Genomic DNA, 20,625 nt, shown 5'->3' on the forward strand with positions numbered 1-20,625 from the left:
AAAAACCTCCTACATCTTTATAAAACACTTCTTCATTATGATAAAGAAACCTGTACAAAATTGCAATGATGTTGCTGATAAAGTTAAAGAAAATCCATTTTACCCTAACCAAATAAGCAACCCTGTAATGGTCAGTACACTGCCTATTGTTGTCATAAGAGTAATACTTGAAACAAGTCTAGGTTCTGCTTGGAATTGGACCGCATACATAACAATCGTTGCAGCTGACGGCATAGCGGCAGATACAATTAATACTTTACTCAGGAGCGGGTCAACAGGAAGAAATAGTAAAATTAGAAAAGCTAAAGCAGGTGAAATAAACAATCTTGTCAAAAATCCAAAAGAAAGATTAGGCCAATCAAAATCTCCCCACTTAATAAGTGCTAGCTGCATTCCTAATATAAGCATCACAGTTGGTACAGTTGCCTCAGCTATCATATCGATCGTCAATATTAATGGATTTGGCATCTCTAGTGCTAACACATTAAATAGCAGCGCAACAATTACAGCATACGTTGCCGGCATAGCAAGTACAGCCTTCTTAGCAATCTTTATGCCGTCTTTACCTTTCGCTGCGTAATACACCCCAAAAAAGTTCATTATAATCGCTTGTAGAACCATAAATGATACAGAATAAGCAAATCCCGCTTCACCGTATGCAAAAAGGATAATAGGCGCGCCGTAATTTCCTGAATTCATAAAGGCAGTGGCTAGGATCATCCCGCTCTCTTCAGAAGTTGATAGTCTTCTAATCTTTGCATATAGCTTGTTAATGAAAATTAAACCAAATAACAATGCCATAGCAAACGTAACCATATAGACATACTGTAAATTCAGCTCTGATGTATAAAAGGTGCGAAATACAAGACAAGGGGTCATAACATAAATAGCAACAGTAGAAATCGGTTTGATATCTACCTGCTTCCACTTTTGTATCAAGAAACCAAGTACAAAGACAAGTAATACAGGTAACATGACATGAATGAATATAGTCATTATAACGCCTTCTTTTTTATTTTTATTCATATTCTCTTATTCAAATAAATCTACTTCAATAAATCTACTAAAAGAAACACGTAAAAGAGGCTAGCATTCTAACCTCTTTTACGATTTTATTGTTTAAATTGCAGGAGCCATAATGAAAGCTCAGGTATGAAGACAATTAGTAGCAACGTAGCAAGCATCGCTACAAAAAATGGAATAATCGCCTTTGAGAGCGTCTCAATGGATAGTCCCGAGATTCCTGAACCAACGAAGAGATTTACTCCAAGCGGCGGGGTAATGAAGCCAATAGCTAAATTGACAACCATGATAATACCAAAATGTATCGGATCGTATCCTAAATTAACGGCAATCGGTAATAAAATCGGTGTCAGAATAATAATTGCTGCAAGTGTATCCATAAAACAGCCGACAATTAACAGCAGTATCGTTATAAGCAAGATAAGGACAATTGGATTTTCTGAAATCGCAAGCATTGCTTCCGCTACTTGATTTGGGATTTGCTCAATTGTTAATAGTCTTCCAAAAGCCGTTGCTGAACCAACGATAATTAATACCGTTGCAGTCGTCAATGCCGCATCAGCAAAGACGCGCGGCAGGTCTTTTATCTTTAATTCACGGTATAACAACAAACCTGCAATAAGGCCGTAAACTACTGCAATAACTGCAGCTTCAGTCGGGGTGAAAATCCCCCCATATATTCCTCCAAGTATAATAACTGGAATGAGAAGTGCCCATTTTGCTTCCCATGCAGACCGCAGAATATTTTTCACTGATGTTTTCTCAGCAGTCCCTGTATAGCCTTTTTTCTTAGAATGAAAATAGGCATAAATCATGAGCCCTAACCCTACTAGTACACCTGGAATAATCCCGGCAATAAACATATCGCCAATGGAGGCACTGCCGACCACCCCGTAAATAACCATTGGTATACTAGGTGGAATAATAACACCTAATGAACCTGCAGCAGCAACAAGAGCCGTTGCAAATTTTTTATCATAACCTTGACGGACCATTGCAGGTATCATGATCCCGCCAATTGCTGCAACAGTTGCCGGGCCTGAGCCAGAAATTGCTGCAAAGAACATACACGTAATGATTGTAGCAATCGCAAATCCACCCGTTTTATTCCCTACGATTGAATTGGCAAATAAAAACAACCGGTTAGAAATACCGCCTTTACCCATAATTTCACCCGCCAAAATAAAGAAAGGCACCGCCATTAAAGGAAAAGAGTCAACCGATGTAACTAATCCTTGAACAAGAAACTCAACAGGAATCGACCCAGAATATAAAATAGTGACCAGCGTCGCCAGTCCAAGAGCTATCCCGATTGGAACACTTAAAAATAAAAAGAGTGCAAAACTAGCAAATAAGACAATAGCAGTCATTTATTTATCCTCCTTTCGGTCAAGAGGAGTATGATCTTCCTCATTCAGACGCTGCTCAACAATTAATTCCTGCTCCGTTTTCACCTCGAAAGAGCCTTCACCTACTAAGGATTTCCCTTGTATAATTAATTGTTGAATTAACCGAATAGAGGTTAACGCCATTCCAACTGGTGTCGCCATATAGACTAGACCCATTGGAATATGTAAGGCTGGAGACGTTTGACCAAAAGCAAGAAGCCTTTCAGCAATATCATAGCCGTAAATAATAACAAACAAAGCAAACGCCAGAAATAATAGATTAGCAAACATAGCAAGCAATACTTTCGCTTTCCCTTTTAAGAGAAGAAGTGCTACATCGACTTTAATGTGCCGTTGCTTTTTTACTCCATAACTAATCCCTAAGTAAACTAACCAGATAAAACAATATCTCGCAAGCTCTTCTGACCAAGACAAAGAAGATTCCATTACATGCCGCATAAATACTTGGGCTGCAATCACTACAACCATGACGACAGAAAACCCTATTAAGAACACTTCCTCAAAATGTTCATCGATCCATCTGAGCAATTTCACCAAATATCTCCCCTTATCTATCTATTTCTCTCTTATTAATTAAGAAGCACAAAACTAATTATGTCTATAGCCATATTCACTTTTGGACTTCTTTTTTTGATTTTTTTGAAAAAAAGGCTTGAACCTGATAGGTCAAGCCCTTTGCTTTCTGATTACTGTGCAGCTTCAATGGCTGAATACACTTCTTCTACTACATCAGTACCAATATTCTCAGCATATTTATCAATAATAGGCTGAACCGCTTCGATCATTTTTTGACGCTCTTCTTCACTGATTTCAGTGTAAGTCATACCTTCCTCTTGAAGATTTGCTAAGTATGTTTCATTTGCTTCGCGATTTAATTCACGTTGGTAAGCACCTGCTTCAAGTGCGGCTTCGCTCACGATTTCCTGCTCTTCTTCTGTTAAAGAATCAAAGAATGTTTTGCTCATCATAAAAACAAATGGACTATAAATATGGTTGGTATTGGAGACATGCTTTTGAACTTCGTAATAGCCTTCTAAATATATCGTTGCATATGGATTTTCTTGCCCGTCAACAGTCCCTTGCTGCATTGCTGTAAATAACTCGGTAAATGCCATAGGTGTAGGATTCGCTCCTAGTGCTCTGAATGCTTCTAGATGAAGATCATTTTCCATTGTACGAATGGTTAAGCCTTTAAAATCTTCTGCTGTTGCAACCGCTTGTTTACTGTTTGTAAGATTTCGGAACCCATTTTCCCAGTAGGCAAGCCCTACTAAACTTTGATCTTCTAATCTATCTAAAAAGCCTTGCCCCACTTCTCCATCAAGTACTTGATCAGCTACTTCACTGCTTGGGAATAAGAATGGGAAATCAAATACCGAGAACTCAGATACGAAGTTAGCGATTGGCGCTGTAGATGGAACAGTAACTTCTTGTGTACCTAATTGCAGCGCTTCCATCATTGAGCGATCATCACCAAGCTGCCCACTATGGTACGTTTCAACTACAATTGCTCCATCTGTTCTTTCCTCGACTAACTCTTTAAATTTTTCTAACCCCTTATATTGAGGATGCTCACTATTTAGTCCGATTCCTGCACGAATCGTTTTAGAATCTACTTGTTCAGTTGCTTCTCCCCCTTCATTTGAAGCGCTTCCATTTCCTTGAGTAGAATCACTTCCCCCACATGCTGCTAACAAAACAGCCATTGATCCGATTAGAAATGATGACATAAGTTTCTTCATAATTATTTCTCCCCTCGCCTTTTAATGGACTCTTAATTAAAATGAACAATCATTAAAGAGGGCGGCCCCTCCATAATGTCTTATTGCTCTTTACTTATTTACTTTGACTACTTCATGGCCGCCAAATTCATTTCTTAGCGCAGCAACCACTTTACCATTAAATGTATCTGTTTCCTGGGAACGATATCGCATCATTAATGACATGGCAATCACTGGAGCTGCTGTTTGAAGATCAAGTGCCGTTTCAACAGTCCACTTTCCTTCTCCTGAGGAATTCATCACCCCACGAATTTCAGAAAGCTTAGGATCTTTTTTGAAAGCGTTCTCCGTAAGCTCCATGAGCCATGAACGGATAACCGAACCATTATTCCATACCTTTGCTACTTCCTCATAATTGTAATCAAACGGGCTTTTCTCTAAAATATCAAAGCCTTCTGCAATAGCTTGCATCATCCCATATTCAATCCCATTATGAATCATTTTAAGGAAATGTCCGCTTCCTGGCTTCCCGCTAGCTAAGTAACCATCCTTCACAGAGATATCTTTAAAAACTGGTTCTAAATAGTTAAGAACACGTTCATCTCCACCAGCCATCATACATACACCGTTACGTGCACCCTCTACTCCGCCGCTAGTACCTACATCGACGAAAGAAATTCCTTTATCAGATAAAGACTCTGCTCGCGCTAGAGTATCTTTATAGTTTGAATTTCCCCCATCAATTACGATGTCTTCTTTGTCTAAAAGGTTTTTCAAGCTGGACAATACTTGTTCGGTAATCTCCCCTGCAGGCACCATCAGCCAAACAACTCTAGGCTTTTCTAACTTTGTTACTAACTCTTCTAATGAGTAAGCAGAAGAAGCCCCTTCTTTTTCAATCTCTTTTACTTGTGTTTGATTCACATCATAAGCGACAACGTCATGCTTATGATCGAGTAAATTCAAAACGAGGTTGTAACCCATCTTGCCTAGTCCTACCATACCAATTTGCATTTCCTCAACTCCCGTTACATGTACTCAATGAAAATATTTTTCTTAAAATTTTTTCCAACAGAAATATTATTCCCTTGCTTCTCATTATAGAATAAAATTTTTCTTTTACAATAAAAAATATGAAAAAATATTTTTTTATTCCGTTTTTTTTATATAATAGAACATATCAATCGATTGTAGAGGGGCGTTTTTCATGACTAATGAACATATTCCATGCCTGACTAAAATACGTGCCACCTATTCTTCCTTTAGTGAAAAAGAAAAAATGGTGGCTGACTATATTCTTGAAAATTCACAAGAGATGATTCATGCCACAATCAATCAAGTAGCTGAGGATTTAGGAATAGCAGAAGCGACGGTTTTCAGATTTTGTAAGAGATTAGGGTTCTCAGGGTTTCAAGCGATGAAAATTGCTTTAGCTAGTGAAGTGGTTACACCTATTCAAGACATTCATGAGACGATTCAAGAAGATGATGATGAAAAAGCCATTACTGAAAAAGTGTTTAAATCTAATATACGCACATTAGAGGACACATTGCATGTCATTGAGTCTGATCACTATAAAAGAGCAGTCCATGCCATTGTGAACGCTAGACGTGTTGAATTTTACGGGAATGGAGGTTCCGGAATTATCGCCCTTGATGCCCATCATAAATTCTTACGGACTGGTATACCTACAGCTGCCTATCAAGATTCTCACTTTCAAGTGATGTCTGCTTCTCAGCTTACAAAAGAAGATGTCGTTGTTTTAATTTCTCATTCAGGTACGAATCGAGATATTTTACAAGTACTTGATGTAGCCGAAGAGCATGGTGCGACTACCATTTGCATTACTACATTAGCTAAGTCACCTTTAAGCCGGCAAGTAGATATTCCGCTCTACACTGTTTCAAAAGAAACAGAATACCGTTCAGAAGCTCTTGCCTCAAGACTGGCTCAGCTGAGTATTATTGACGCTCTTTATGTAAATGTCAGCATTCAGAGAAAGGAACAAATGAAAGATTCACTGCAACGAATGAGAAAGGCGATTTCAAATAAACGAATTTAATTAAATGGAGTGTCAAAATATGAGTGAAATTACCTATGTAATGGGGATCGATATCGGTACGACTTCGTGTAAAGCTGTATTATTTACACGAAAAGGATATGTTGTATGCGAAGATGAGGTTCTATATCCAACCCATTCCCCAAAGCCAGACCGATCTGAACAAGATCCAATACTTATTGAAAAGGCTGTCATAAAATCTATTTCTAATGTGATAAAACAAAGTAATGTGCATGCAGACCAACTCCTTAGTGTCGGGTTATCAGCAGCTATGCACTCTTTAATTTGTGTTGATTCTAATAATGAACCTTTATCTCCTATGCTTACATGGGCAGATAGAAGAAGTGTTAGTCAGGTTAATCAATACACTACAAATGAATACAGGGATAAAAATGGAGTTGGATTGCATCAAAACGGTACGCCGATTCATCCCATGTCACCACTATTCAAGCTGATGTGGATGAAAGAACAGAAGTACAAACCGTATGTTCATGCAAGTAGATTTCTATCAATAAAAGAGTTCATTACCGCTAGATGGTTTAATGAATCCGTTGTTGATTACGGCATAGCATCAGCTACAGGGTTATTTAATGTCCATACCTTGAAGTGGAATGAGAGCGCTTTAAAACTTGCAGGGATTCAAAAAGAGAATCTATTCACCCCTGTACCCCCTACCTATATATTAAAAGGACTAAATGACCGAATCGTCCTCGAAACAGGTCTGAAAAAAGATACACCTATTGCCCTTGGATCTAGTGATGGGCCTTTAGCTAACATCGGGGTAGGAGCGATAAATAAAGGGGATTTAGCTCTTACCATCGGAACAAGCGGGGCCATCCGAAAGATTAGTTCAACACCTGCTGATAAGGTCACCCACCTATTTAGTTACAGCATCACAAAATCGCATTGGATTTTAGGAGGGCCTTCAAATAATGGAGGGAATGTATGGAAATGGGCTGTTGAAACAGTGACTCCCCCCCAAATGAGTGAATCTCACTCATTTGACCGTGCATTTCATTTGGCCAGTTGTTCTCCTGTTGGTTCAAAAGGCCTTCTATTTCTACCATATTTAAATGGGGAACGTGCACCATTATGGCGTGCAGAAGCTAGAGGAAGCTGGTTGGGCATCAGCAGTACCCATACAACAGGAGACTTACTGCGTTCCACTTTGGAAGGGATTGTATTTAACCTTTATCAGATCAGCCTTATTCTTGAAGAGAAAACAGGAGAAAATAAGAGGATATTTGTAAATGGAGGTTTTGCAAGATCACCTTTTTGGCTGCAGCTTGTTGCTGATATTTTTGGCAGAGATCTTGAATTACCTTTATCTCATCAAAGTGCAGCTTGGGGAGCTGCTTGGTTCAGTTTAATGGCAATTGGAGAAGAATCTAAACTTGAAGATATAGCACAGCATATTCCTATGGGCAAAACTGTCCACTATAATAAAACGAATCATATGAATTACAAAAGCTTGTTTGAATTATTCATGGAGGCTCAATCTTCACAAGAATTGATCTCAAGTAAGTTAGCTCATTATCAATTACGGTAAATCGTAAAATAACCGGCTCATCTAATGATGGCCGGTTATTTTATCATTTATTATTGCTTTTGGAATTGTGATTCTTCAGTAGAACCTTTTAATGCTGTTGTTGAAGATGTACCACCAGAAACTGCTTGTGAAATTTCATCAAAGTATCCTGTACCTACTTCACGTTGGTGGCGAGTTGCAGTGTAGCCTTTTGACTCACTTGCAAATTCAGCTTGTTGTAACTCTGAATATGCACCCATTCCACGAGTTTTATAGCCATGTGCTAATTCAAACATGCTGTGGTTTAGAGCATGGAATCCTGCAAGCGTAACGAATTGGAATTTGTAACCCATTTTCCCAAGCTCCACTTGATACGTTTCAATTGTTTCTTTATCAAGATTAGCTTCCCAGTTAAATGAAGGCGAGCAGTTATAAGCAAGCATTTTTCCTGGGAATTTAGCATGGATAGCATCAGCAAATGCTTGAGCTTCTTCAAGCGATGGTTTTGAAGTTTCACACCAGATAAGATCAGCATATGGTGCATACGCTAAACCACGCGCAATAGCCTGGTCAAGGCCTGGTTTCGTACGGTAGAATCCTTCAGGCGTACGTTCTCCTGTAATAAATGGATGATCTGCCGGGTCAATATCACTCGTAATAAGATCAGCAGCATCTGCATCTGTTCTAGCAATTAGGAGTGTTGGTACACCGCTTACATCTGCAGCTAGACGAGCAGCTGTAAGGTTGCGTACTGCAGTTTGTGTAGGAATTAATACTTTACCGCCTAAATGTCCGCATTTCTTCTCAGAAGCAAGTTGGTCTTCTAAGTGAACACCTGATGCACCAGCTTCAATCATGCCTTTCATTAATTCAAATACGTTTAACTGACCGCCAAATCCAGCTTCCGCATCAGCCACGATCGGTTGGAAATAATCAATATCTCCTTCACCTTCCATATGTTGAATTTGGTCTGCACGCTGAAGTGCTTGGTTAATACGCTTAACAACACTTGGAACACTGTTTGCAGGATATAAACTTTGATCTGGATACATTTGACCAGATAAGTTAGCATCTGCAGCTACTTGCCATCCACTAAGATAAATAGCTTTTAAACCAGCTTTCACTTGTTGAACAGCTTGGTTACCAGTTAAAGCGCCTAGTGCATTGATATAATCTTCATTGTGAAGATAGTTCCAAAGCTTTTCAGCTCCGCGCTTAGCTAATGTATGTTCAATTTGAACTGATCCTCTTAATTTGACTACTTCTTCAGCAGAATATGTACGTTCAATCCCTTGCCATCTCTCATCATTTTCCCACTGTGCTTGTAATTGTTCAGCTGCTAATTTTAGATTTTCTTTTGTCATGATAATCTCTCCCTTTTTTTAAAGTGTTGATACTGCCCATGATCCTGATTCTGTCTCTAAGCGTCACACACTTCAGATCCTCATACTGTTCAATAACAGAATTCATAAGCTGAATCAATGTCTTTTCAATGGACTAACAGTTATGCACTTCTTGCAGGATTCTTACGAAGTTAAGATGCTCTAGATGTCATTGATTGTCACTTTTCGTACATTCACCCTCTCCTAGTTCGACCCCTTTTTTCTCTCTGTATTATTACAGTTTGTTTCTACGTGTTTTATAATATAACAGTATTCAAATAATTACAATAGTTTTTTCTTATTTTTTTGAAAAATTATACTTTTGAAGAAATTATAAGTGACATACCCAGAAGTAATAACACTATTACGCCGCCTTAACGAAAACACTTTATCTTTATTTGGCTAACTTCCTTCATTTGAAAAAAATATACGAGCAGGTATTCACTGTAGCAGAACAACACAAAAAGAGTACCAACGTTTTCGTTAGTACTCTCGCTCCTACTTGTTATTTATTGTTTTTCTGATTCAACTAACCATACAAATTCAAGCGGGCTTCCTTCCTCAGAGGTTTCAAAAAACAACGTATAATCATCTAATTCATAAGAATAGGTCCAATAACCATCCAATTCATCTAATTCGCTGCGGTCCGGTGTTCCTAAAGCTCGCTTCATTTCCTCTACCGAAACCCGGTAGTCAGATATGTCCATCATGATGGCTTCTAATAAGTAGTTCTCACTTGAAAAAATATAGGTTGTACGGTCATAAGTATAATAATTTCCACCTTCATATAACCCTTTTTCATTAGGCTCTCCAAGACTTTCTAACACATCTGTCTGCGATTCTCCTAAAGCTTGATCAGTCGGAAAAAAGATACCGTTAAATCCTTTTTCAATCCAAGTAAATGAAAGAAATGAAGGGGTCGCAGCTGAAACGACTGATCCTGGTTTGTCTAACTCCTCGATATCCATTACTATTGAATTCCCTTGTCCACAGCCAAATAGGAAGATAGCCATATTCATCACAATAAAATATTTTATATATTTCATCCTCACACACCTGCCTTTAACCTTTTAAAACGTTTTAAACGGAAATATTATCTATATATAGAATTACCCTGCTCACCCGCTTTTTAAAACGTTTATCTTGTTAAAATTAAATATTCGTGTGATTTTTTGTGATTCCTATGAAAACCATTCCAATAATTAAGACATAATCAGCACAAAAATTGTCAAAGATAACGTAATTTGTCGATATACGAAATATTCCTTTTTAATTTACCGTATAAGAAGTCGATTTAAGATGGTCTGTTTCCTCTAAATGTTTCATTTGAATAGATGTGTATGTGGTCACCACCAGAATCATCATTGACCCAGCCACCACTCCTATCCACCCAGCATGCACCCAAAACCACCCTAAATAAATACCGCCAAGTCCGCCCCCAATGTAATAAGCAGTTAGGTACAATCCTGAAGCACTTGCTTTCGCTGTTGTTGCATACTTTGATACCCATGCACTAGAGCATGAATGAGCAAAAAAGAATCCAAAGCTAAGCAAGAGCAATCCCAGCACAATCAATAACAAATTCATAATCAGTGTAAGAGTAATACCTACAGCCATAATCAGGATACCGATTTTAAGACAATAAGCCTGTGAGTATTTTTTAGCAAGCTTTCCGGCAAGCGTTGAAGAAAAAGTACCTGCCATATATGTGATAAAAACAAACCCTACAACTGTAGTTGATAAAGAAAATGGCTCTGCTAACAGTAAGAACGCAACATAACTGTAAAACCCTATAAAAATTAGAAAGTGTAGTCCTCCAACAATATACGCTGGCTGCAGCTGCCGGTCACTTAAATGATGCCGGTAATTAGCAATCACTTCTTTAAAGTGAAAAGGCTGCGGTGTAAATTGCTTTGAATTTGGGAGAAACAGTAATACTAATATTACAGACAAGACACTGATTAATCCCATAACTAAAAAAGCTATTCGCCAGCTTGAAAGATCCGTTAATACCCCGCTCATAAAACGGCCTGTCATTCCTCCAAAGCTGTTTGCACTAATATAGACGCCGATTGCTACTGTCATTGCTTTTTTTGCATATTCTTCGCTTATATACGCTAGCGCAATAGTTGGGATCCCAGCAAGTGCGATGGCTTGCAGCGTCCGGATTAGTAAAAGTCCTTCAAACCCAGGGACAACTGCCAGACCAAGCGATAACAAACAAGCAATAACCATTGCTGTATTCATTATTTTCTTACGCCCCAGCGCATCAGACAATGGGCTGTAAATGAAAAAGGCTATGGCTAGAACAAATAAGGGAACGGAAACAAGTAAACTAATCATTACATCCGAAACTTGAAATTCTCTTGCTAGTACAGGTAAAATCGGCTGCGGAAAATGTAAATTGGCAAAAATAAAGAAAGCAGCTACTCCTAAAGCAAATGTAGTCCGCCTAAACTGTGCGGTCTTCTCTTCGATCATTTTTCTCCACTCCTTAAATTGCAGCTAACACCATTTTCTCTCTAATAGTTAATAAAAACATTATAAAGGATTCAGAATCATTTGAACATCACAGCCGCTTTTCTAGGCTAAAGAAAAAAACAGAACATCTCTAAGAGAAGTTCTGTGCAGTATTGAATTTATTTTTTTTGTGCCTTCATTTCCAGCTTAAACACCTTAAGTATGCTGTAGCTCATAGCAAGTAAGATAAAGGTTAAAGGAAATGCGCTGACAATAATCGCCGTTTGCAAGGCATTTAGTCCTCCTGATGCCATTAATACAACCGCAGACGCACTTAAAATCAGCCCCCAAGAGATTTTAATAAAGACGGAGGGATTTAAATCTCCTTCAGTCGTCTGCATTCCAAGAACAAATGTGGCAGAGTCAGCAGAGGTGATGAAAAATGTACTTATAAGCAATACAGTTAATACAGATAACACCCCGCCTAACGGTAAAAAGTTATAGACGTAAAATAACCCCGTCTCTAAACTTTGGCCAGCTACATCTAGCCCCTCTATTAAGTCAAAATAAATTCCTGTTCCGCCAAAGATGGCAAACCAGAATGCGCAAACAAGTGTAGGAACGATTAATACAGCTACAACAAATTCTCTAACTGTTCTCCCTTTTGATACTCTAGCAATAAACATTCCAACAAATGGAGACCAAGAGATCCACCATGCCCAATAAAAAATCGTCCACCCTTGAGTCCAGGCAGCACTTTCTTGATTAAATGGAGAAATACGCAGCCCCATTTGCGGCAAGTTTTGAATATACTGCCCTAATGTATGAGTAAAAAGGTTTAATAAAAATAACGTCGGACCAACAATGATCATAATGATTAAGAGTAATACCGCTAAAATCATATTCGTATTACTTAAATATTTAATTCCTTTTTTAATACCTGTTGAAGCTGAAATAATAAATAAAACTGTAATAATACCTATAATCAATAACTGGATGTTAAAATTAATAGGTATCCCAATCAAATAATTTAATCCTGCATTAATTTGTTGAGCACCTAAGCCTAACGAAGCACAAACTCCAAATAACGTTGCAAATACAGCTATAATATCAATTGTATATCCAATAGGTCCTCTGACTTTGTCTCCAAAAATAGGCTGCAATGTGGAACTCATTAAACCTGGTACCTGCTTGCGAAACTTATAATAAGCTAAAGCTAATGCTACTGTCGCATAGATGGCCCATGCATGAAATCCCCAGTGTAAGTATGTAAATCTCAATGCAATGAGAGCTGCCTCAGACGTTCTAGCTAGTTCTTCCCCGCCATACGGAGGTTCTGCATAATGTGATATAGGTTCTGAGACACCATAAAAGAGTAACCCGATCCCCATCCCCGCACTAAAAAGCATGGCAAACCAAGTAAGCCGGTTAAATTCAGGTTTATCATGTTCCTTTCCTAATTTTATTTTTCCATATTTACTGAAGATCAAAAACAGAGCAAACAATAGAAAGAATGAAGCAGCAAGCTGATAAAACCAACCAAAAGCTGTCAAAAAAAATGTTTGCGCACTCTCCATTACTTGACCGAGATTTGCCGGAAAAAATGTTCCCCATAAAACAAATAAAAGCGCCATAACAATTGATATTTTAAAGGTTATCGTTAGATTTTTCACACAGAATTCTCCTTCTCATTAGCCAATTTCACAACTGCAATTGATGTGTCATCTAATAGTGTGCATCATTTATTGTTTTCTTATGATAAGAACAACACAGTGAAGTGACTCTTTGAAAGTGCCATAAAAAAAAGAGCTCATTATTTTGAGCTCTTCTCGTTTTCAGCGGTATGATCTTCTTCCACTTCTTCTTTTAACATTTCTTGCATGACATCTTGATGATCTTTTTCAACATAGAGACTTCTGCTTGGGAATGCAATCTCTACACCTTCTTCTTCTAATATGTTCATGATCTTAAAATTAATATCTTCTTTTATTCGATACCATTCGGTCCATGCAGTCGTATTCGTAAAAAAGTAAACAAAAATGTCCAAGCTTGAATTATTAAAATCACTAAAACGAACCATAATCAAATCTTGATTGACTTCTTCATGCTCTCTAAGCAACGTATCAATTCTATGAACACAGTTTTCTAACTTATGACGAGGGGTAGAATACGTTACACCGACTTTAAAAGTAATTTGACGCTTTGTCATCTGTGACCAGTTGGTAATCGGTTCGTTTGCAAGGGTAGAGTTAGGAACCGTAACAATAGAATCAGCAAAAGTTCTTATTTGTGTACTGCGGAAAGTGATATCCTCTACAGTACCTTCTACTGAAGGCGTTTTGATCCAGTCTCCTTTTGAAAAAGGTTTTTCTGTAATAATAATAATTCCTCCAAAGAAGTTACCGATTGTATCTTGTGCTGCAAGAGCAAATGCCAGACCACCAAGCCCTAAACCAGCAATGAAACCACTAATACTATACCCCCACTCACCAGCTATGACCACGATTGTTAAGGCAATCACCGAAAACCTTAGGATCTTAGATAAGAAAGGAACTAACATACTATCTTCATCAAGTTCTACTCTTTTAGCAAAACGGAAGAAAAAAGCGGAATGAGCAGACATATAATTATGTAAGCCCCATCCAAGAAGCATAATTATAAACGACCTGTAAATATGCTGAACAAACTCTGTTGTGGTTATGTTGAAAGGCAGATACAACAAAGCTAAGTATGTACCTAATACAATCCAAAAAAGCCTTAAGGGCTTCTCAAATGAAAGCAGCACATCGGTAAACACATGAGTTGGGGTTCTCCGTGTCAGAGAAACAATAAATTTAAACACATATTTGGTAAATAGCTTACGAAAAACCAAGAAGATAAGAAATATTCCAAAGGCAATTGAAATATCTATCCACTCTAGACGTTGAAAGGATGCAATCAGCATTCTCCAGCGTTCCATTGAATTATCCATTAAATAGTCACCTCTATCTCACATTAACCTCTCCATTAAAATTAATATTTTACCACAAAAACCTCATATGAGATGGCAATCACATAATAATACGAATACCTTTTACATTTTCCTCAAAACAATGGATTAAAACCTAAAAAAGAGCAGTCAAAATGAATTGACTACTCCTCTTCTAACACACCTTGTATTAATTCACCAATTTCTGATTGTTCACCAGCACTTTGGTTTTTCGTCTGTTCAGGTTTTTTGCTGTCACTTAGTACTTCTTTTATATCCTCGCTCCATTCACTGCCAAATTCAAGCAATAGGTGGGATAAGGCGCCTCCTTTTTTTGAATTTGCTTCTGGCATTTTATTAACCAGACCTTTTCTCATTTGGCTGCCTCTTTCACTAGCTAATAAGTAATAACCAGCAACACCAACTGCTGTGCCGACAAGTGATCCGATAAAGTATCCTGAACGAGATGAACGTTTCTTTCTAAACATCCCTACAACCCCTTCCTTTTCAAATAGTATGAGGTTATAAAGCGTTTCTTATGAATGTAATTTATTTTGTTAATTTAAGTAACTGGAATAGCGCGCTCTTCAATTTCAAACCCTAGGTCTTCAATCATATGATGATCAATCTCAACACTTTGTCCCTCTGTTGTTAAATAATCTCCTACAAAAATAGAGTTCGCTGCATACAACGCGAGCGGCTGCAATGTTCTGAGATTTAATTCCCTGCCCCCTGAGACACGGATTTCTTTTGATGGATTAATAAATCTCATTAACGCTAAGACGCGTAAGGCTTTCATTGGCGCTGTCCGGCTTTTCCCCTCAAGAGGAGTACCTGGTACGGCATGTAAAAAATTTACTGGAATTGAATCCGCATCGATCTCACGCAGGGCATATGCCATTTCTACAATTTGCTCATCTGTTTCTCCCATTCCTATAATGACACCGGAACAAGGTGACATCCCTGCACTCTTTGCACTTTCTACTGTTTCGACTCTATTATCATATGTATGACTTGTTGTAATCGCCTCATGATGATCGCGATGAGTATTAATATTATGATTATATCTATGAACCCCAGCTTGCTTTAGTCTTTTGGCTTTCTCATCTGTCAAAATCCCTAAACACGCACATATTTTTAAAGGCATCGTAGCTGTAATCTCTTCTACTGCTTCAATAACCCCGTCGAGCTCTCGCTCAGTCGGACCTCGTCCGCTTGCTACGATACAATAGGTTCCTGCTTTTCTCTCCATCGCTTCTCTTGCACCCGCTAACAATGTTTCCTTATCTAAGAAAGAATACTTCTCAACTGGTGCTGTTGATACAATTGATTGTGAACAGTACCCACAATTTTCAGGACATAGTCCACTTTTAGCATTGATGATCATATTTAATTTCACTTTTTTTCCATAGAAATGACTTCTAACTTTAAAAGCCGCCTGTAAGATAGGCAGTACTTCTTCATCGTCTGCCTGTAAGATAGACAGCCCCTCATCTAAGGATAATTTTTCTCCAGTTATCGCTCTTTTAGCATAGTTTAACCATTCACTCATTGTGTTTTGCCCTCCCGTTTGTTAACTACTTTTTATTTTAAGTTAACATTAAACAAGCTAATAAACAAGCAGTTTTACAATTAATTGCAAAAAAACAGATAATTCTCTGTTTTCATAGTAAAAAAGATGCGGTTATTTATTTCCAGGGCAATTTTCGAGGCATAAAAAAATCAAGGTGCAGATACCTACACCTTGATAATATTATTCTAATATAAATTCAACACGTATCTCGATTACGCTTTTCTTCTTCAAGAAGTTTTATAAGAATGTCTATTTCAGCAGCAGTTAAGTGATCTAATTCATTGATTTTTTCTTTCATATACGTAACTTGGGTAGATTCCTCTTTAATCGTCCCTGTTAAAAAATAACTGGTGATTGAAGCTGTAATAATCCCAATTAATCCTATTCCAAAAAGCATCAGAAACACAGCAATTAATCGACCTATAGGGCTTGATGGCGATATATCTCCATAACCTACAGTCGTGGTTGTCACAATACTCCACCATAGTGCATCAGCATATGTTTCAATATTCGGTTCAAGGTGAACAATAGGAATCGAGCTTAAAAAGACCATCAACGTCATGAATGTGACAGCTTTTCCTAATCCGTGCTTATTTAATATTACTGCTAAGGGCCTTGCATATCTAGAAACAATCACCAAAAGTCTAAGTGCCCTGATGACTCTTGCAATTCTAGCCAGCTGAAATACCGCATCAAATGGTATGATGATGATCAAATCAAGAGGGTTCTTTTTAAGATGAGCGGTTTTATTTTTACTTAGAATGAATCTTATAAGTACATCGATTGTAAAAATGAGCCACACAATTAAATCTAATACATAATACTGATTTTCATCAATAAAGACGAGTCCAAACGTTACACATGCTAATGTAAATAAAAGAACTTCATATGCAAAGATCCATTTGTTTTTTTGTGCGATTTGTTTATCTTTAGTTATGTCTGCTTCCATACTTATCACCATCTTAAAGAGACAGCCACATTTACTGCTGCCTCTTTTGATTATTTCATTATAGTAAATCCAACAAACATGGACAAATTACCAGTAATATATTCACCCACCCGGAAAAATAGTCCTGCTGGTTCACCATTCATAGTATGAGACCCAATAAGTAATCTGCCTGTATAAGGTCCATCCCATGTGTCTATCGTTTGACTTGGCATCGGGTAATATTCTTGATAAACCATTTGTTGATCTTGATAGTAATCAAGGTCCTGATCTAGAATATGATTATTTTCTACTACAGTAATCCCCCCGCCCTCTCGTCCTAGTACGGGCTTTTTAACGTAGGAATATAGACCTGCCTGATCGTCATACGTGCGTAAAAAATAACGCTCAATTATTTCTTGTTCCCCTCTTGTATACCATTCTTTTTTCTTCTCAGTAATCAATGAGAGGACTGCTTTGGACTGCATCATTAATGCTTGTGGAGGATTTATCAACTTTACTTTGCCTTCTAATACGTTTACAAGAAATTGCTCACCAATCGACTCGCCCGTACCGCTTTTCTCATGAAGAAAGTATTCAAGTGGATAAAGACGGTATAAAAAGTGGATCTGATTGCCGCTCGGATCATATACCCCATCTTTTCTTACTTCTATCTCCTCTAATGGGATGTAGTCTGCATTTTGAGGGTAGTGTTGCATCAAATACTTTGCTGTTAGCTTATCCTCATCATGCCAATTCGCAGCTGTAAAGTAGAGCGTATCTGAACTTCTTATCTGGTAATCTTTTATAACCTGATCCCATGCTTCTTTTACAAGCCGGTTTATCCCTTCATTAGGATTTTCCACTTGATGCACGTTCGCTAGACGGTTCTGAGCAATAGCTGCTTCAACTAGTCCAACAGGTGTATCAGTATTTGCTTCTATTACCTTTAATCCATGTACTGAAGCAATAAAATCATATCTAGTAAAGTATGAAAAGCGTTTACTCTGATCTTCCAACAAAAGATCCCACAGCATAATTGGAATGCCTAATCGATGCATGATACTAGGATTCTCTTTGATCATTTTATATGTTTTTATATAAATTGCATCTACTGCCCTTGTTGCATTTTTAATCTCGGTATACATCGCATGAGGAACTTCTAGCATAGAATCACTCATATATTGATGTTCTTCGTAATTCTCATATAGAGTAGCCCATGTAAAACCAGCTTTCGCCATTTCATCATAGAGTGATTCAAAACGATTAAGATACTTTTCTTGCTCAAAAGGTGTTGTCAATGAGCGGTATGGTAACATATCTGCTCCTCCTATCAAGTTAATAACTGATTGTTGCAGCGACAATAATGCCTACTAATACAGAAATGCCTCCAAGGAACAACCCGACTGCCACATTACCCTTTTCTACCTCATTTGCTAAATTGGTATTTCGTGTAAAGGCATGTTCTAATACAAAATGAAGCAACACTTGAATAATAATAGCAATTAATGCCCAGATCGCTAAGTCTACTAAATTGATTGAACTTCTGATCGCTGATTGCAACACAACAACCAGGCCTGCCATTTTCCCTAGTAACTTAAGAGAAACGGCCACATTCCCTGCTCGTATCAAGTCTCTTTCTGAATAAGGAGTTAGCCGCTTAAAAATAAACGTTCCTATTAGAAATAATATAAATGATGTTGCTAAATAAATGAGAAAATGATCAAATGTTTGTAGATAATATAAAATGTCCACTAGTTAGGTATCCCCTTTCACTACACAAGGCAAAAAATATGATAAATTATCAGTAATGGCTGCACCTGCACGAAACCCAAATGCGCTCGCTTTTTCTCCAACAACAAAACTGCCAATTAGCAAATGCATTTCTTTTGCACCTAATTCTGTGTTAACGACGGCCGTTGGCAGTTCCACGTATTTTTGAAATACTTTAATAAACTCGTCGTATGTATTGTGCGTCTCTTCTCCAATCACGCGGCCAAATTCTTTTATTCTTACCGTATCACCTTCTCTGCCGAATATAGGCTTAGAAACATATTTCTCTCCTGTTTCTACGAAAGGCTCCTCATCTAAGTATGTCGGCAAAAAATACGTTTCAATGATTTGGTGGTCGTAATCAGAAAAGTATGGATGATTCGCTTCATGCAGCCCCCATATAACAGCAAGCATTGCTTTTGTCTGCATTAAAAAAGCTGATGGCGGATTAAGGATTCCAACCTTTTTGTGTTCGACTAATTGCAAAAATGCTTCTCCAATCAGATAGCCATCATCTGTCTGATCTCGCACTAATGCTTCAAGCGGATAAGTATGACGGTAGACTATATCTATCTTCTTTCCATCTTGATCATATACTCCAGCTTCCCTCTCACCAGTATTTACAATAAGTTCATCTAATGGGATAAAAGCAGCGCCTGGAATCTTAGCAGACTTCATCAAATAGTTTAAGGTTTCACGATCTTCTATATCCTCTTTATGAGCGGTAAATACAACATATGGATACTCCATCAAGCCTAAGTAATCAGATAATTGATTAACGGCTGCTCGCACATTCTCGCCTATTTTCTCATCTTCTCCTTCATTAGGATCAGCACAGTCAAAGCTGTTTGCGACTTTGCCGTTTACTTCAAACACCTCTCTTATAAAGGTCGGTGTATCCGCATTGAACTCTAAGATCTTTAATCCGTTTTTAGTGTCGACAAAGTCAAAACGGCCGATAACCGTTTCAAAGCTGATAGTCTCCTTTTTCAAAAGCGAGAGGGTTTGTTTAGGAACGCCAAGCTGTATGAACGTTTCCTCTTCCGCTAGTCTTACTAATTGATTCGTTTTCTTAAAAATGGAGTATGCCTCTTGAGTTGCTTGCTGAACTTCTGCTACCTGCCTATTAGAAAGTGGAATATAATCATATAAAGCATATTCCATACCATATAATCGATCCCAAAAATGATCGATCTGATTGTAAAAACTATCACGACGCTCTTTGTAACTACCCTCCAAAAAAACCACCTCCACCCATTCCTGAGCGGGAGTTCGTTGTTTGGTTATTATTTTGCTGGGATTGATTTTGCTGGTTCGTTTGTTGATTTTGATTTGACTGCTGGTTTGTTTGTGAATTTGTGCTTGTGGAGCCATCTTGTCTTTGATTCGTTACTGGTGAGCTTCCTGCACTACCTAACGCTCTTCCGGCCATAAATGCGGCAAACGTTGGAAACCAGCTTCCACCTGCATAATAGTGACCATGGTGTTCTGACCCTTCTTCGGCACATTGATAAGCTTCTGCCTCTGCATCCCAAGTCCAAACTTCACAGCCTGTTTCCTCTGGAGATGGAGGGGGTTCCTCAGGTGATGTTTGCGGGATGTTTACTAAGTCTTCTGTATTGGGACTGTAGCATGCACTCAAACTTGCTAAGGCAAAGCTTGTACCAATTATTCCTTTTAGCAAGCGATCCGTTTTCGGTTTATTCATTTTTTACACCTCCACTACCTTATACGATGATTGTTCATATTTGTTTCATTTTTCTACCGTTGTCATTCTAGCATATATTTATTTAAAAAAGATGTT

General features: G+C 38.0%; 18 protein-coding genes and 1 pseudogene. 2 read left to right on the plus strand and 17 right to left on the minus strand.

Translation table 11 applies throughout. The annotated features are described in order from the left end of the window. Positions 1–99: 99 nt before the first annotated feature. The 5 genes and pseudogenes from PQ478_RS14800 to gnd all read right to left on the minus strand — a co-directional run. A complete protein-coding gene (locus PQ478_RS14800; protein WP_012959580.1) occupies positions 100–996 on the minus strand; it encodes an AEC family transporter in 897 nt (298 codons plus the stop codon). A gap of 116 nt (positions 997–1,112) precedes the next feature. Next, entirely contained in the window at positions 1,113–2,393 is a 1,281-nt protein-coding gene (locus PQ478_RS14805; protein WP_012959581.1) for a TRAP transporter large permease, read from the minus strand. After that, the gene (locus PQ478_RS14810; RefSeq protein ID WP_289234714.1) at positions 2,394–2,966 is read right to left on the minus strand and encodes a TRAP transporter small permease; all 573 of its coding nucleotides are present in this window, start codon (positions 2,964–2,966) and stop codon (positions 2,394–2,396) included. Between the two features lie 152 nt (positions 2,967–3,118). Further along, a complete protein-coding gene (locus tag PQ478_RS14815) occupies positions 3,119–4,174 on the minus strand; it encodes a TRAP transporter substrate-binding protein (RefSeq protein ID WP_289234715.1) in 1,056 nt (351 codons plus the stop codon). A 90-nt stretch (positions 4,175–4,264) separates the two neighbouring features. Continuing rightward, a pseudogene (gene gnd, locus PQ478_RS14820) lies at positions 4,265–5,170 on the minus strand (phosphogluconate dehydrogenase (NAD(+)-dependent, decarboxylating)); the annotation flags it as partial. A gap of 190 nt (positions 5,171–5,360) precedes the next feature. Between gnd and PQ478_RS14825 the strand changes: the two are divergent. Both PQ478_RS14825 and PQ478_RS14830 read left to right on the plus strand, forming a co-directional pair. Next, positions 5,361–6,215 (plus strand): MurR/RpiR family transcriptional regulator, encoded by an 855-nt coding sequence (locus tag PQ478_RS14825; protein ID WP_075680889.1) that lies wholly within the window; start codon positions 5,361–5,363, stop codon positions 6,213–6,215. Positions 6,216–6,234: 19 nt separating this feature from the next. Further along, positions 6,235–7,761: a gluconokinase gene (locus PQ478_RS14830; protein WP_289234717.1), complete on the plus strand. Its 1,527-nt coding sequence runs from the start codon at positions 6,235–6,237 to the stop codon at positions 7,759–7,761. A 50-nt stretch (positions 7,762–7,811) separates the two neighbouring features. Here the strand turns inward: PQ478_RS14830 and aceA are convergent, their stop codons facing one another. From aceA to PQ478_RS14890, 12 genes are all read right to left on the minus strand, one after another. Next, entirely contained in the window at positions 7,812–9,104 is a 1,293-nt protein-coding gene (gene aceA, locus PQ478_RS14835) for an isocitrate lyase (RefSeq protein WP_012959587.1), read from the minus strand. Positions 9,105–9,631: 527 nt separating this feature from the next. Then, entirely contained in the window at positions 9,632–10,168 is a 537-nt protein-coding gene (locus PQ478_RS14840) for a DUF4309 domain-containing protein (protein WP_289234718.1), read from the minus strand. A gap of 223 nt (positions 10,169–10,391) precedes the next feature. After that, positions 10,392–11,603 carry an MFS transporter gene (locus PQ478_RS14845; protein WP_012959589.1) on the minus strand — a complete coding sequence of 404 codons (1,212 nt, stop codon included), beginning with the start codon at positions 11,601–11,603 and terminating at the stop codon, positions 10,392–10,394. A gap of 158 nt (positions 11,604–11,761) precedes the next feature. After that, a complete protein-coding gene (locus PQ478_RS14850; protein WP_289234719.1) occupies positions 11,762–13,255 on the minus strand; it encodes a glycine betaine uptake BCCT transporter in 1,494 nt (497 codons plus the stop codon). A gap of 140 nt (positions 13,256–13,395) precedes the next feature. Then, a complete protein-coding gene (locus PQ478_RS14855) occupies positions 13,396–14,553 on the minus strand; it encodes a mechanosensitive ion channel family protein (RefSeq protein WP_289234720.1) in 1,158 nt (385 codons plus the stop codon). Between the two features lie 161 nt (positions 14,554–14,714). Then, on the minus strand, positions 14,715–15,038 hold the full coding sequence (locus PQ478_RS14860) for a YtxH domain-containing protein (RefSeq protein WP_012959592.1): 324 nt from the start codon (positions 15,036–15,038) through the stop codon (positions 14,715–14,717). Positions 15,039–15,112: 74 nt separating this feature from the next. Continuing rightward, complete coding sequence (gene bioB, locus PQ478_RS14865; protein WP_139314667.1) at positions 15,113–16,102, minus strand: biotin synthase BioB; 990 nt, start codon at positions 16,100–16,102, stop codon at positions 15,113–15,115. Positions 16,103–16,319: 217 nt separating this feature from the next. Beyond that, positions 16,320–17,072, minus strand: coding sequence for a potassium channel family protein (locus PQ478_RS14870; RefSeq protein ID WP_289234721.1), 753 nt, complete (start codon positions 17,070–17,072; stop codon positions 16,320–16,322). A 50-nt stretch (positions 17,073–17,122) separates the two neighbouring features. Then, on the minus strand, positions 17,123–18,367 hold the full coding sequence (locus tag PQ478_RS14875) for a glutathionylspermidine synthase family protein (protein ID WP_289234722.1): 1,245 nt from the start codon (positions 18,365–18,367) through the stop codon (positions 17,123–17,125). A 19-nt stretch (positions 18,368–18,386) separates the two neighbouring features. Continuing rightward, positions 18,387–18,803 carry a DUF350 domain-containing protein gene (locus tag PQ478_RS14880; protein WP_289234723.1) on the minus strand — a complete coding sequence of 139 codons (417 nt, stop codon included), beginning with the start codon at positions 18,801–18,803 and terminating at the stop codon, positions 18,387–18,389. Between the two features lie 3 nt (positions 18,804–18,806). Continuing rightward, positions 18,807–20,060, minus strand: a complete 1,254-nt coding sequence (locus PQ478_RS14885) for a glutathionylspermidine synthase family protein (protein WP_289234724.1) — start codon at positions 20,058–20,060, stop codon at positions 18,807–18,809. Continuing rightward, a complete protein-coding gene (locus tag PQ478_RS14890) occupies positions 20,050–20,529 on the minus strand; it encodes a DUF1190 domain-containing protein (protein WP_012959598.1) in 480 nt (159 codons plus the stop codon). The genes PQ478_RS14885 and PQ478_RS14890 overlap by 11 nt, the downstream gene beginning before the upstream one ends. Positions 20,530–20,625 lie beyond the last annotated feature (96 nt).

This window comes from Alkalihalophilus pseudofirmus (genome assembly GCF_029094545.1).
GTDB lineage: Bacteria > Bacillota > Bacilli > Bacillales > Bacillaceae_D > Alkalihalophilus > Alkalihalophilus pseudofirmus.

Bases quoted from the DNA above. Each gene is read 5' to 3' on its own strand.
- PQ478_RS14860 (WP_012959592.1), bottom strand. From the start codon at position 15,038: ATGTTTAGAAAGAAACGTTCATCTCGTTCAGGATACTTTATCGGATCA.
- PQ478_RS14805 (WP_012959581.1), bottom strand. From the start codon at position 2,393: ATGACTGCTATTGTCTTATTTGCTAGTTTTGCACTCTTTTTATTTTTA.
- PQ478_RS14830 (WP_289234717.1), top strand. From the start codon at position 6,235: ATGAGTGAAATTACCTATGTAATGGGGATCGATATCGGTACGACTTCG.
- PQ478_RS14870 (WP_289234721.1), bottom strand. From the start codon at position 17,072: ATGGAAGCAGACATAACTAAAGATAAACAAATCGCACAAAAAAACAAA.
- PQ478_RS14890 (WP_012959598.1), bottom strand. From the start codon at position 20,529: ATGAATAAACCGAAAACGGATCGCTTGCTAAAAGGAATAATTGGTACA.
- PQ478_RS14875 (WP_289234722.1), bottom strand. From the start codon at position 18,367: ATGTTACCATACCGCTCATTGACAACACCTTTTGAGCAAGAAAAGTAT.
- aceA (WP_012959587.1), bottom strand. From the start codon at position 9,104: ATGACAAAAGAAAATCTAAAATTAGCAGCTGAACAATTACAAGCACAG.
- PQ478_RS14800 (WP_012959580.1), bottom strand. From the start codon at position 996: ATGACTATATTCATTCATGTCATGTTACCTGTATTACTTGTCTTTGTA.
- PQ478_RS14840 (WP_289234718.1), bottom strand. From the start codon at position 10,168: ATGAAATATATAAAATATTTTATTGTGATGAATATGGCTATCTTCCTA.
- PQ478_RS14815 (WP_289234715.1), bottom strand. From the start codon at position 4,174: ATGAAGAAACTTATGTCATCATTTCTAATCGGATCAATGGCTGTTTTG.
- PQ478_RS14825 (WP_075680889.1), top strand. From the start codon at position 5,361: ATGACTAATGAACATATTCCATGCCTGACTAAAATACGTGCCACCTAT.
- PQ478_RS14845 (WP_012959589.1), bottom strand. From the start codon at position 11,603: ATGATCGAAGAGAAGACCGCACAGTTTAGGCGGACTACATTTGCTTTA.
- PQ478_RS14855 (WP_289234720.1), bottom strand. From the start codon at position 14,553: ATGGATAATTCAATGGAACGCTGGAGAATGCTGATTGCATCCTTTCAA.
- bioB (WP_139314667.1), bottom strand. From the start codon at position 16,102: ATGAGTGAATGGTTAAACTATGCTAAAAGAGCGATAACTGGAGAAAAA.